Origin of the sequence: Kocuria sp. NPDC057446 (assembly GCF_042802875.1) — a bacterium.
Lineage (GTDB): Bacteria > Actinomycetota > Actinomycetes > Actinomycetales > Micrococcaceae > Kocuria.
Genome location: NZ_JBHVDI010000125.1, coordinates 1 through 11,933, shown reverse-complemented (window position 1 = coordinate 11,933; position 11,933 = coordinate 1). Strand labels below are relative to the sequence as shown.

The window sequence follows — 11,933 nt, the reverse complement described above, 5'->3', positions numbered from 1 at the left end:
CCCGGGCCCCCCGGGGGAGCGACGGCCGCGAACCGGTCAGGGCAGCGCGTAGTGCCCCGTGACGTGGACCACGGTGGCGTAGCCGGCCACGGCCAGCACGGCCGAGAGCGGCACGAGCACGAGGACGGCCGCGTCCACCCTGCGCAGCGCCTGCGGGCCGGCGGGCAGCCGGGCGCCCACCAGCGGGACGAGCGTGCCCAGCAGCAGCAGGGCGAGCGGGACGAAGTAGCGGCCCTGCACCCCGTTCACGATCCCGGACTGCACCGGGGCGAAGCTCAGGTACAGCGTCCCGAAGATCGCCGCGACGTTGAGCAGCAGCACGGCCGCGAACCAGCCGACGACCCGGCGCGGCGCCCGGCCGCGGGGTCCGTGCAGGAAGGCCGCGACCACGGCGACGAGCCAGCACACCGCCCCGACGAAGGGGCCGTTGATGTTCCCGCCCGGGCCGTAGCCCATCTGCCCCACGACGCCCGCCGCGTACTGCCAGTCCAGGGTCAGGATCGTCCGCGCCGCCACGCCCAGGACGGCGACCGGCTCGGACAGCACGAAGGCCAGCTGCTCGTCGGGACGCACCGTGTGCCGCTCCTGCGGACCGCGGAGGATGCCCATCGCCTCGGTGGTGCCCGCCGCCAGCGACATCCACAGCGCGAAGCCCAGCAGGGTCAGCAGCAGGCAGCCGGAGAGGACCAGCGCGGCGGCCACCGGGCGTCCGTCGGCGCGGCGGGGCAGCGGATACCGCCGCAGCGGGACGGCCAGCAGCAGCAGGGAGAGGATGACGTAGGTGGGCTTCATCAGCGGGAGGACGGCCGCGCCCACGAGCACCGCCGCCAGCTCGAACCGGGTGAGGGGCTCCTCGGCACGGTTCAGCACCGTGGCCCGCAGCACGAGCGCCACGAAGGTGAACACCACGGCGTTGGTCACGGAGTCCGCGGAGATCACCGCGGACTGGTAGAGCGCCGTGGGCACCAGCGCCACGCAGAACCCCACCCACAGGAAGCGGGTGTGCCGCAGGGCCCAGAGCCCCACCGCCACCACGGCCGTGTAGGAGAGCACCTGCAGGGCCCGCATGAGGGCCCAGGTGGTGCCCACGCCGAGGTCCGCGGCGGTGCCGATCCGCGCGCCGAGCGCCGAGGGCAGGTAGGGCACGGGCGAGTACGCCGCGGTGTTGGCGAACGAGGTCTGCACGGGCTCGTCCCCCAGCGGGGCCGCGAGCGCCTGCTCGCGCTCCGGGGACGGGACGAACAGGGGGTCGGAGTTGCGCTCCTTCGTCCGGGGCGGTCCGCCGTGCTCGGTCATGAGCTGCGCCGCGGCCGCGGGCACGGACCCGCCGTAGACCGGGTAGGGGCCGTCGTCGGGCAGCCGCTCGGGGGCGAAGCCGCCCTGGGAGACCTGGTAGGCGCGCTTGAAGTGGGAGCTCTCGTCCGGGCCCCAGGCGGACGGCACCATGGCCGCGAAGATTGCGCCGAAGAGCAGGGACAGCCCCGCGAACAGGGCCACCACGCTGCCGGGGCGCAGCCCCGGGCGGTGGACGTGCTCGGGGGCGTGGTCGGGCGCCAGGACCGCGGTGGCCACCTCAGTCCTCGTCCGCGGGCAGCAGCTCGGCCGGCGCGTACCGGCGGTTGGCGAGCACGGGCACGGTCTCCCGCACCTCGGCGATGCGCTCGCGCGTCACGTCGGCGCTGAGCACGGTCTCGTCCTCCCCGGCCTCGGCGACCACCACGCCGAGCGGGTCGAGGACCGCGGAGCGGCCGACCGTGTGCTCGGAGCAGGTGTCCGCGGCGGCGACCCAGACGGTGTTCTCGATCGCGCGGGCCTTGAGCAGCGCCTGCCAGTGGTCCACCTTGTGCTCGCCGGCGAACCACGCGGCGGGGACGGTGAGCAGCTCGGCGCCGGCGTCGACCACGGCCCGGCAGATCTCGGGGAAGCGCAGGTCGTAGCAGGTGATCATGCCGACGGCGAGCTCCCCGATCCGCACCACCGTGACGCCCTTGTCGCCCGGGCGGATCCGGTCGGACTCCCGGTGGCTGAAGGCGTCGTAGAGGTGGAGCTTGCGGTACGTGCCGAGGATCGCGCCCTGCGCGTCCACGGCCACGAGCGTGTTGTAGGGGCGTCCGTCGGCGGAGCCCTCGTAGCCGCCCGCGATCACGGCGACACCGGTCTCCGCGGCCAGGAAGGACAGCTGCTGGACGAACCCGGACCAGCCGCGCAGGACCAGCTCCTCGAAGTCGTCCCCGATGAGCCGCTCGGAGAACATGGCCTCCTCGGGGAAGACCACCAGCTGCGCCGCGCCGGCCGCGGCCTGCTCGGCCAGCCGGCGCATGGTCCGCAGGTTCTCGGCCGTGTCGGCGGTGGGCGCGAACTGCCCGACGGCGATCTTCACAGGTGTCCTCCTCGGTGGGTCGCGACTGGAGCTCCCACTGTATCCGCGCCCGCCCCGGGAACGCGGCCGGGGATCGCGCCCCCGGCACGAGCGGGAGCCCGGGCGGAGACCCCGGCCGTGGCAGGATGGGGCCGACACGGCCGGACGAGCGGAGGGCAGGCGGATGGGCGAGCGGTCCGGGACCCCGCGGCGACGCGGGCTGACCGAGCGCGTGCTGGGCGGCGGGGTCGATCCCGACCCCCGGTTCACGCTGGCCAACGAGCGCACGTTCCTCGCCTGGATCCGCACCGCGCTCGCGTTCCTGGCCGGCGGGATCGCCATCGAGGCGTTCACCGCGGACCTGTTCGACGACGGTGTGCGGAAGTTCCTCGCGATCGTCCTGCTGGTGCTGAGCATGCTCGTCAGCGCGGGCGCCACGTTCCGCTGGATCGGGGTGGAGCGGAGCATGCGGCGCCAGGCCCCGCTGCCCCTGCCGGTGATCGCACCGGTGCTCGCGGTGGGCGGGGCGATCGCGGCGGGAGTGCTCGTCGTCGTCGTCCTGCAGGGCTGAGATGCCGCGCCCGCACCAGCGGCGCCCGCCCGGGCCCCCGGGCCCGCCGCGGCCGCCGCACCGGGACCCGGGGCTGCAGCCGGAGCGGACCACGATGGCCTGGGGCCGGACGCTGATGTCCTTCGTGGTGGTCTCGGCGGTCTTCCTGCGCTGGCTGCCCCACCACGGCCCGTTCGTCCTGGTGCTGTTCGGCCTGGCCGTGCTCACGGCGGCGGCCATCTACCTCACGCAGCGCCCCCGCTACGTCCGCAGCGCCCGCGGCATCGTCGAGGAGGGCACCGCGCCGGAGGTCGGCGCCGTCCTGGCCACCGCGGTCGCGATGCTCGCCCTCGGCTCCCTGGGCCTCTGGGTGGTGCTGGTCCTCGTCTGAGGCCGCCGCCCCGCCCGCCGAGCGGCGGGGCGGCAGACGGGTCAGTCGATGAGGTCGCGCACCACGATGGTGTCGTCCCGGTCCGGGCCCACGCCGATCGCGGACATCCGGGTGCCGCTCATCGCCTCGAGCGCCTCGACGTAGGCCCGTGCGTTCGCCGGGAGCTCCTCCAGGGTGCGGCAGCCGGTGATGGTCTCCTCCCACCCCTCGAAGTGCTCGAAGATCGGCTTGGCGTGGTGGAACTCCGTCTGGGTCATCGGCATCTCGTCGTGCCGGACGCCGTCCACGTCGTAGGCCACGCACACCGGGATCTGCTCGATGCCGGTGAGGACGTCGAGCTTGGTGAGGAAGTAGTCGGTGAAGCCGTTGATCCGGGAGGCGTGCCGGGCCATCACGGCGTCGTACCAGCCGGTGCGGCGGGGGCGGCCGGTGTTGACGCCGAACTCGCCGCCGGTGGTGCGCAGCTGCTCGCCCATCTCGTCGAAGAGCTCGGTGGGGAACGGCCCGGCGCCCACGCGGGTGGTGTAGGCCTTGATGATGCCGATCGCCCGGGTGATGCGGGTCGGCCCGATGCCCGAGCCCACGGACGCACCGCCCGCGGTGGGGTTCGAGGACGTCACGAACGGGTACGTGCCGTGGTCGACGTCGAGGAAGGTCGCCTGGCCGCCCTCCATGAGCACCACCTTGTCCTCGTCGAGCGCCTGGTTGAGCAGGTAGGTGGAGTCCACGATCATCGGGGCGAGCCGGTCGGCGTAGCCCAGGAAGTACTGCACGACCTCCTCGACGTCGATGTCCCGGCGGTTGTAGAGCTTCACGAGCAGCTCGTTCTTCTGCCGCAGCGCGCCCTCGATCTTCTGCCGCAGGATCGACTCGTCCAGGACGTCCTGGACGCGGATGCCGAGCCGGCCGACCTTGTCCATGTAGGCGGGCCCGATGCCGCGGCCCGTGGTGCCGATCGCCCGTTTGCCGAGGAAGCGCTCCGAGACCTGGTCCATCGTCTGGTGGTACGGGGCCACCAGGTGGGCGTTGGCGGAGATCCGCAGCCGGGAGGTGTCCGCCCCGCGCGCCTCGAGGCCGTCGATCTCCTCGAAGAGGGCCTGGGGATTGACGACGACGCCGTTGCCGATCACGGGGACCGCGTTGGGGCTCAGGATGCCCGCCGGCAGGAGCTTGAGCTCGAACTTGTCGCCGCCCACCACCACCGTGTGCCCCGCGTTGTTGCCGCCGTTGGGCTTGACCACGTAGTCCACGCGGCCTCCCAGCAGGTCGGTGGCCTTGCCCTTGCCCTCGTCGCCCCACTGGGCGCCGACGATCACGATTGCTGGCATTGAACGACTCTCCTGCCTGGATGGAACGGGACCTCGCCCGCGGGACCCGGCGCAGGCGCGCACCGGCCGGGCACGACAACGCCCCTGCGTCGGCCCGCTCCCGTCCGCGCGCCCGGAGCGTCGCGGCGCCGGCGGGAGGAGACCCAGGGGCTCGTACCGTCCAAGTCTAGCGGCCCGCACCCCCGGGCAGGCACTCGCCGCCCCGTCGGGCGCGCGGTCAGGCCCCGTCCGGCCCGCGGCGCCCGGCCAGCAGCTCCTCGAGCCGCTCGTAGCCCTCGGCCATGCCGTTCTCCATGCCGGATCCGACCATCCCGTCGCGGGCCTCCTGGGACGCGTGGACGGTGTGCCCGCGCAGCCGGCACCGGCCGTCGCCCAGGTCCTCGAAGTGCAGGTACTCCAGGTCCACGGCGTCGGGCCAGCCCTCGTACTCGAAGGTCTGGACGACGAGCTCGTTCTCGCGCACGGTGTGGAAGACGCCGCGGAAGGCGTACTCCTCGGCGCCGTCCTCGCCGCGCTGGACGAACCGGTAGGCGCCGCCGGGGCGGAAATCGAAGCCGTCGATCCGGGTCCGCAGCCCGCGCGGCCCGATCCACTGCCGGAACAGCCCGGGATCGGCGTGGGCGCGGAAGACCTCGGCCACGGGGTGGTCGAACTCTCGCTCGAAGTCGATGAAGGGCAGGCCGTCGGGGACGGTCAGGTGCAGTGCGTGTCCCATGGTTCAGTCCTGGGTGTGCTCGCCGCGGTCCGCGGCTCGGGTGTCGAGCACGGCGTCGAGGCGGCGGAACTGCTCCTCCCGGACCAGCCGGTACCGGTCGATCCACGCGGTGAGCGCCTCGAGCCGTGCGGGGTCCAGGTGCACGGGCCGGCGCTGGGCGTCACGGGTGCGCGTGACGAGCTGCGCCTGCTCGAGGACCTGGATGTGCTTCGAGACCGCCTGGAGGGAGATCGCGAAGGGTTCCGCCAGTTCGGTGACCGTGGCCGGCCCCCGGCTGAGCCGGGCGACGATGCGGCGGCGGACGGGGTCGGCCAGGGCCAGGAAGGCCCTGTCGAGGAGGTCGTCGTCGCCGGGATCCACGGTGTTTGTCAACTGATTCCTTGATCAACCTGTTGGTTGTTAAAGGCTAGGGCTCCCGACCGGCCCCGGCAAGGTCCGAGACCGGATCGTGACGGTCGGGTGCCGGCACGGTGTCCTCGTGCTCCGCGCCAGGCGGCGCCGCCCCGGCGGCCGGGCGGGGCCGCAGGGCCGCCGCGAGGCAGGCCGCGGTGCCGACGGCCAGGGCGGCCGCCACCCCGCGGTTGACGAAGAACGCGTGGATCTGGGAGTGGTTGCTGAGCACCGTGTACCAGAAGGGCACGACCAGGGCCGGCAGGGCCAGGACGGCAGCGGTCCCCCACCGGGCGAGACCGCCCCGGTGCAGCGCCAGCCCCAGGCCCACGCCCGCCGCGAGCAGGCAGCCGGTCAGCACGAGCCCCGAGGTGGGCACCACCTCCCACCAGTACGAGAGGTTGCGGCGCACGCCGGCCCCGAACGCGTCGGACACTCCCGCGTGGTCGCCCCCGGTGCGGATCCCCACGTTGCGCCGGACCACCTCCAGGGTGGCCGGGACGCCCAGGAAGGCGCCGGCGATGACCCAGCGCGCGAGCCACGTGACGGCGAAGGCCGCCGGCCAGACCAGACCGCTCACCACCACGGCCACGGCGGTCCCCCGCAGCTCCCCGGCGCGGCACCAGACCGCCGCGCCGACCACGAACGCGGACATCGCCCAGGGCACGGCGGGGGTGGTGAGGAGGTCCACGAAGCAGAACAGGGCCGCGCCGAGCGCCGTCCCGGCGTACGCCGCCCGGGTCGAGCGCCCCGCTCCGAGCGCGGCGAGGGCCACCGACAGGAAGATGAAGGCGATGGAGATCGACTGGCTGAAGGACGTCGAGGGCGTGGACAGCAGGTTGGTCCCCGCCACGTAGGGCAGGGTCAGGGCCAGTGCCACGGCGGTGGAGGTCCGGGCGCGGACCGCGAGGAACGCCCCGCCCAGGGCGAGCACCATGAGGGTGCCCGAGACGATCCGCAGCCCCTCGAGACCGGTCAGCGCCAGCACGGGGCGCGTGAGCACGGTGTAGCCGGCCCAGTACTTGTAGTAGCCGTTGTCCGTGAGCACGGCCCCCTCGGAGATGGCCCGCAGCTGCTCCGGGCCGCCGCCGCAGGTCGCGATCCTGGGCATCCGGACCGCCCGGCTGAAGGCGGACTCCTCGGGGGACGCGCCCAGGCCCGTGCCGGCCACGACGCACTCGGTGAAGGTGTCGGCGGGGCCGCCCATCCGGTCGATCGTCCCGTGCGGGCCGTAGGTGCCGTCCTCGACCGCCGCCAGCAGGTGCTCGACGATGGGCCGGTCCGGCACCGCCTGGCCCACCGTCAGCAGCCCGAACAGGGCGAACTGCAGGACCAGCAGCATTCCCAGGCCCTGGGCCCAGGGCAGCAGGGGGACCAGCCGCGACCGCAGCTCCTCCCGCTCCGTGCTCACGGGAGCCGCTGCCCCGCGCCGCGGGGGCCGGCCCGGTCCGGGGCGTCCTCGCCGCTCCACGGGGGGGCCGGCTGCCGCAGGTAGAACAGCCGGGAGGTCTCCCGGCGGATCTTGGCCTGACCGCTCAGCAGCACGCCCATGAGCAGGAACACCCCGGCGAGGATGACCAGGGAGGCGGCCAGGAACGCCGTCGGGAAGCGGGGCACGAGGCCGGTGCTCGCGAACTCCGCGACCACGGGCAGGCCGAGGACCAGCCCCAGCGCGAACAGTGCCAGCGCGACGGCGCCGGTGACGAGGAGGGGCCGCTCGTGGAAGAGCAGCCGGCCGAAGACGGCCAGGATCCGCAGTCCGTCGTGGTAGGTGCGCAGCTTGCTCTCGCTGCCCTCCGCCCGGTCCCGGAAGCCGACCGGGACCTCGGTCTGCGGCATCCGCGCGTTGACGGCGTGCACGGTGAGCTCCGTCTCGATCTCGAAGCCCCGGGAGAGGCCGGGGAAGGACTTGACGAAGCGGCGCGAGAAGACGCGGTAGCCGCTGAACATGTCGGAGACCTGCCGGCGGAACGCGAAGGTCACGAGGGCGTTGAAGAACCGGTTGCCCGACTCGTGCCCCGAGCGGTAGGCGGTGCTGGTGACCTGCCGGCGCACGCCCACCACGTGGTCGTAGGGCCCGGCCAGCAGCGTCCCGATCAGGGTGGGGACGTCGGCCACGTCGTAGGTGTCGTCGCCGTCGACGAGCACGTAGACGTCGGCGTCGATGTCCGCGAAGGCCCGCCGGACCACGTTGCCCTTGCCCTTCTCGTCCTCGCGGCGCACGTGCGCGCCCGCACGCCGGGCGGCCTCGGCGGTGCCGTCGGTCGAGCAGTTGTCGTAGACGTACACCTCGATGCCGGGCACCGCGGCGTGCAGGTCGGTCACGACCCGTGCGACGGCCGCCTCCTCGTTGTGGCACGGCACGACGGCGACGATGCGGGGGGTGGCGGGCATGGGCACTCGTTCCTGCGGTCCGGGGCGGGGTGACCCGTCCATTATGGCGAGGGCGCGCGGGACGCAGGACCGTGGCCCGCCGCCCGTGCGTCGCCGTGCGTCCGTGTTGCGCCCTGTGACGCCCCCGCCGTCACAGTCGGCGCACCGGCGTCTTCTGCGGTTCCGCACTTGGCAGCACGGCGGGGCAGCCGCTGGAATGGGTCCTGCATCTATCCAGAGCGGCCGAGAGACCTGGCTCGTCGACGCCGCAGCAACCATCCGCGCTCCTCGCCACGGGGCGCGCGGAAACGGTGCTCCCGCCAGGACCGATGGAGCTGTCGCTTCCCTCCCGGGTCCGTCCCGGGACGGTTGCCGCCCTCCCTCGGGGTGACCCTTGGAGGAAGAACGTGACACCACGCCCGACCGCCCGGCCGGCGCCGCCGTCCCTGTCCTACGAGCTCTACCCACCGCGCAGTGCGGCGAGCGCCGACACGCTGCTGCGGACCATCGAGGCGCTCGAGCCCACGTGCCCCGACCACGTGTCGGTGACCTACAGCGGGGACGAGCAGCGCCGGGACAGCTCGCTGGCCCTGCTCGACCACCTCCTGGCCCGCACGAGCCTGCGGCCCCTGGCGCACCTGACGTGCGTCGGCAGCACGCGGGCCGAGCTCGAGCGGACCGTGGCCGCGCTGGTCCGCCGCGGCGTCCGGGGCGTCCTGGCCCTGCGCGGGGACCTGGACCCGGGGGCGGAGCCGGGCGAGCTGCGGCACGCCGGCGAGCTCGTGGAGCTCGTGCGCGAGGTGGAGCAGCGACACACCGCGGCCCTCGCCGCCGGCCGGCTCGCCGTGGGCGTGGCCGCCTATCCGACCCGGCACCCGGAGTCGCCCTCGTTCCGGCACGACGTGGAGGTGCTGCTGGCCAAGCAGCGCTCCGGGGCGGACTTCGCGATCACGCAGGTCTACTTCCGCCCGCAGCGCTACGAGCGCCTCGTGGCGGCGGCGCGGGCGGCCGGGGTGAGCATCCCGATCGTCCCGGGGATCATGCCGGTCACCGACCCGCGGCGGCTGCGGACGCTGTGCCGGCTGGCCGGGCTGGCGCCCCACCCGGGTCTGGCCGCCGCGCTGGAGGACGCGCCCGGGCCCGCCGAGCGGCACCGGGCGGGTGTGGCCTTCGCGGCCAGGCTGGCCCGGGCCGCCCTGGACGCCGGCGCCCCCGGTCTGCACCTGTACACCTTCAACGAGCACCGGGCCGTGCTCGACCTGCTGGAGCACGTGGACCTCCCCCGCGTCCCGCACGTGCCCGTCGCGCTCGAGGACCTGCTGCTCCCGGCGTGAGCACGTCCGTCCGCACCCGTTCCGCACGACCTCTCGACACCTTTCAGGAGATTCCCATGACCACTGTCCCGTTCCCCGCCGCCACCATCACCGGCTACCCCCGGATCGGCCGCCGCCGCGAGCTCAAGAAGGCCCTGGAGGCCTACTGGGCCGGGCGCTCGACCCGCGACGAGCTCGAGTCGGCGGCCGCCGACCTGCAGCTGGCGACCCACCGCCGGCTCGTGCAGCTGGGCCTCGGCGCCCAGGACTCCTCCCTGCCCGCGGCGTTCCCCCTCTACGACCAGGTCCTGGACACCACCGTGGCCCTCGGGGCGGTCCCGTCCCGGTTCGCCGACCTCGCCGACGCCGAGGGCCGGCTCGACCTCGACGCGAGCTTCGTGCTGGCCCGCGGCGACGCCGGACGGGCTCCGCTCGAGCTGACCAAGTGGTTCGACACCAACTACCACTACCTCGTGCCCGAGATCGGCCCCGGCACCCCGTTCCGCGCCACCGCCGACCGGCTCGTGGCCGACGTCCGCCGCGCCGCCGCGCACGGCTTCACCGTCCGACCGGTCCTCGTGGGCCCCGTCTCCTACCTGCTGCTCGCCAAGGCCGACGACGGCGCCCCCGCGGGATTCGAGCCGCTGCAGCGGCTCCCCGAGCTGCTCCCCGTGTACGCGCGGCTGCTCCAGGAGCTCGCCGCGGCCGGCGCCGACTGGGTGCAGCTGGAGGAGCCGGCCCTCGTGGCGGACCAGCACGTCGGCGCCGAGCAGCTCGCCCCGTCCGTGTGGGACGCCTACACGGCCCTGACGGCCGTGACCGGGCGCCCGCAGCTGTTCGTCACCACCTCCTACGGCTCGCCGGGGCCGCTGCTGCACCCGCTGGCCTGCTCCGGGGTGGAGGCCCTGCACCTCGACCTCGTGAAGGGCGAGGCCCCCACGCCCGAGGAGCTGGCGTTCTTCCAGGGCGAGGACTCCGCCGTGCTCGTGGCCGGCGCCGTGGACGGGCACAACGTGTGGCGGGCCGACCTGGCCGGCCGGCTCGAGCAGCTCGCGGAGCTGTCCCGCGGCGGCGCCCAGGTGGCTGTGGCCTCCTCCACGTCCCTGTTCCACGTCCCGCACGACGTGGCCGAGGAGACCCGCCTGGACCCGCAGCTGCGGAGCTGGCTCGCCTTCGCCGACCAGAAGGTCGGCGAGATCGTCACCCTGGCCCGCGGGCTCGCCGCCGGGACGGAGTCGGTCGCCCAGGAGCTGGCCGAGGCGGCCGGGGCCCGCCGCACCCGGCGGGACGCGGCGGGTGTCCGGGACGCGGCCGTCCGCGAGCGCGCCGGGTCGCTCACCGCCACGGACATCGGGCGCTCGGCCGCGGAGGTCCGCCGGGCCGCGCAGGAGGGCCGGGCCTTCACGGCCGCCGGTCCCCTGCCCCCGCTGCCCACCACCACGATCGGCTCCTTCCCCCAGACCGCCGAGGTCCGTGCCGCCCGAGCCCGGCACCGCGCCGGCGCGCTGACGGACGCGCAGTACGACGCGTTCCTGCGGGAGGAGATCGAACGGGTCGTGCGGCTGCAGGAAGAGCTGGGACTGGACGTGCTGGTGCACGGCGAGCCCGAGCGCAACGACATGGTCCAGTACTTCGCCGAGCACCTCGACGGCTTCGCGACCACCGTGCACGGCTGGGTCCAGTCCTACGGCTCCCGCTGCACCCGGCCGTCGATCCTGTGGGGCGACGTCAGCCGGGAGGGCGAGGGCCTGCGCGGCGAGGCGTTCACGGTGCCGTGGATCGGCCACGCCCAGTCCCTCACGGACCGGCCGGTCAAGGGCATGCTGACGGGCTCGGTCACGATCCTGGCGTGGTCCTTCGTGCGCGACGACCAGCCGCTCGGGGAGACGGCGAACCAGGTGGCGCTCGCGCTGCGGGACGAGGTCGCGGACCTCGAGGCCGCCGGGATCGGGATCATCCAGGTGGACGAGCCGGCGCTGCGGGAGCTGCTGCCGCTGCGCCGCGCGGACCAGCCCGCCTACCTCGGCTGGTCGGTGGACGCGTTCCGCCTGGCCACCTCGGGGGTGCGGGACGAGACCCAGATCCACACCCACCTCTGCTACTCGGAGTTCGGCGAGGTGGTCGGGGCGATCGACGGCCTGGACGCCGACGTGACGAGCATCGAGGCCGCCCGGTCCCGGATGGAGGTCCTCACCGACCTCGAGGCCGCCGGGTTCTCCCGGGGCATCGGGCCCGGCGTGTGGGACATCCACTCCCCGCGGGTGCCCTCCCAGGAGGAGGTCGAGCAGCTGCTCGAGCGGGCCCTCGAGCACGTCCCGGCACGGACCCTGTGGGTCAACCCGGACTGCGGGCTGAAGACCCGCGGCTACGAGGAGACGAGGGCCTCGCTGGAGCACCTCGTGGCCGCGGCCCGGACGGCGCGCGAGCGGGTGGCGCAGCCCGCGGGCCTGCCGCTGATCGTCCAGCACGGCGAGCGCGGCTGACCCCGAGCGCACCGGCCGGCCCGCGGGAGCC

11 protein-coding genes and 1 riboswitch are annotated in these 11,933 nt (G+C 74.4%); of the genes, 4 read left to right on the top strand and 7 right to left on the bottom strand.

Annotated features, from left to right (window positions below):
* Window positions 1-36: 36 nt before the first annotated feature.
* The gene (locus tag ACFU0Y_RS13800; RefSeq protein ID WP_380215100.1) at window positions 37-1,572 is read right to left on the bottom strand and encodes a DUF2142 domain-containing protein; all 1,536 of its coding nucleotides are present in this window, start codon (window positions 1,570-1,572) and stop codon (window positions 37-39) included.
* A gap of 1 nt (window position 1,573) precedes the next feature.
* Entirely contained in the window at window positions 1,574-2,380 is an 807-nt protein-coding gene (locus tag ACFU0Y_RS13795) for a carbon-nitrogen hydrolase family protein (protein WP_380215099.1), read from the bottom strand.
* A 163-nt stretch (window positions 2,381-2,543) separates the two neighbouring features.
* Here ACFU0Y_RS13795 and ACFU0Y_RS13790 point away from each other — a divergent pair, with 163 nt between their 5' ends.
* Together ACFU0Y_RS13790 and ACFU0Y_RS13785 are read left to right on the top strand one after the other, a co-directional pair.
* Window positions 2,544-2,930: a YidH family protein gene (locus ACFU0Y_RS13790; RefSeq protein ID WP_380215098.1), complete on the top strand. Its 387-nt coding sequence runs from the start codon at window positions 2,544-2,546 to the stop codon at window positions 2,928-2,930.
* 1 nt (window position 2,931) lies between these two features.
* Window positions 2,932-3,300: a DUF202 domain-containing protein gene (locus tag ACFU0Y_RS13785; protein WP_380215097.1), complete on the top strand. Its 369-nt coding sequence runs from the start codon at window positions 2,932-2,934 to the stop codon at window positions 3,298-3,300.
* 41 nt (window positions 3,301-3,341) lie between these two features.
* Here ACFU0Y_RS13785 and ACFU0Y_RS13780 read toward each other — a convergent pair whose 3' ends face one another.
* From ACFU0Y_RS13780 to ACFU0Y_RS13760, 5 genes are all read right to left on the bottom strand, one after another.
* The gene (locus tag ACFU0Y_RS13780; protein ID WP_380215096.1) at window positions 3,342-4,628 is read right to left on the bottom strand and encodes an adenylosuccinate synthase; all 1,287 of its coding nucleotides are present in this window, start codon (window positions 4,626-4,628) and stop codon (window positions 3,342-3,344) included.
* 217 nt (window positions 4,629-4,845) lie between these two features.
* Complete coding sequence (locus tag ACFU0Y_RS13775) at window positions 4,846-5,343, bottom strand: SRPBCC family protein (RefSeq protein WP_380215095.1); 498 nt, start codon at window positions 5,341-5,343, stop codon at window positions 4,846-4,848.
* Between the two features lie 3 nt (window positions 5,344-5,346).
* On the bottom strand, window positions 5,347-5,703 hold the full coding sequence (locus tag ACFU0Y_RS13770; protein WP_380215101.1) for an ArsR/SmtB family transcription factor: 357 nt from the start codon (window positions 5,701-5,703) through the stop codon (window positions 5,347-5,349).
* A 46-nt stretch (window positions 5,704-5,749) separates the two neighbouring features.
* Complete coding sequence (locus ACFU0Y_RS13765) at window positions 5,750-7,144, bottom strand: hypothetical protein (protein WP_380215094.1); 1,395 nt, start codon at window positions 7,142-7,144, stop codon at window positions 5,750-5,752.
* Complete coding sequence (locus tag ACFU0Y_RS13760; RefSeq protein ID WP_380215093.1) at window positions 7,141-8,127, bottom strand: glycosyltransferase; 987 nt, start codon at window positions 8,125-8,127, stop codon at window positions 7,141-7,143. The genes ACFU0Y_RS13765 and ACFU0Y_RS13760 overlap by 4 nt, the downstream gene beginning before the upstream one ends.
* A gap of 206 nt (window positions 8,128-8,333) precedes the next feature.
* A riboswitch (SAM riboswitch) is annotated at window positions 8,334-8,442 on the top strand.
* A 71-nt stretch (window positions 8,443-8,513) separates the two neighbouring features.
* On the opposite strand from ACFU0Y_RS13760, the gene ACFU0Y_RS13755 reads away from it, so the two are divergent.
* Both ACFU0Y_RS13755 and metE read left to right on the top strand, forming a co-directional pair.
* Entirely contained in the window at window positions 8,514-9,440 is a 927-nt protein-coding gene (locus ACFU0Y_RS13755; RefSeq protein ID WP_380215092.1) for a methylenetetrahydrofolate reductase, read from the top strand.
* Between the two features lie 56 nt (window positions 9,441-9,496).
* On the top strand, window positions 9,497-11,902 hold the full coding sequence (gene metE / locus ACFU0Y_RS13750; protein ID WP_380215091.1) for a 5-methyltetrahydropteroyltriglutamate--homocysteine S-methyltransferase: 2,406 nt from the start codon (window positions 9,497-9,499) through the stop codon (window positions 11,900-11,902).
* Window positions 11,903-11,933 lie beyond the last annotated feature (31 nt).

Bases quoted from the DNA above. Each gene is read 5' to 3' on its own strand.
- ACFU0Y_RS13790 (WP_380215098.1), top strand. From the start codon at position 2,544: ATGGGCGAGCGGTCCGGGACCCCGCGGCGACGCGGGCTGACCGAGCGC.
- ACFU0Y_RS13785 (WP_380215097.1), top strand. From the start codon at position 2,932: ATGCCGCGCCCGCACCAGCGGCGCCCGCCCGGGCCCCCGGGCCCGCCG.
- ACFU0Y_RS13780 (WP_380215096.1), bottom strand. From the start codon at position 4,628: ATGCCAGCAATCGTGATCGTCGGCGCCCAGTGGGGCGACGAGGGCAAG.
- ACFU0Y_RS13775 (WP_380215095.1), bottom strand. From the start codon at position 5,343: ATGGGACACGCACTGCACCTGACCGTCCCCGACGGCCTGCCCTTCATC.
- ACFU0Y_RS13760 (WP_380215093.1), bottom strand. From the start codon at position 8,127: ATGCCCGCCACCCCCCGCATCGTCGCCGTCGTGCCGTGCCACAACGAG.
- metE (WP_380215091.1), top strand. From the start codon at position 9,497: ATGACCACTGTCCCGTTCCCCGCCGCCACCATCACCGGCTACCCCCGG.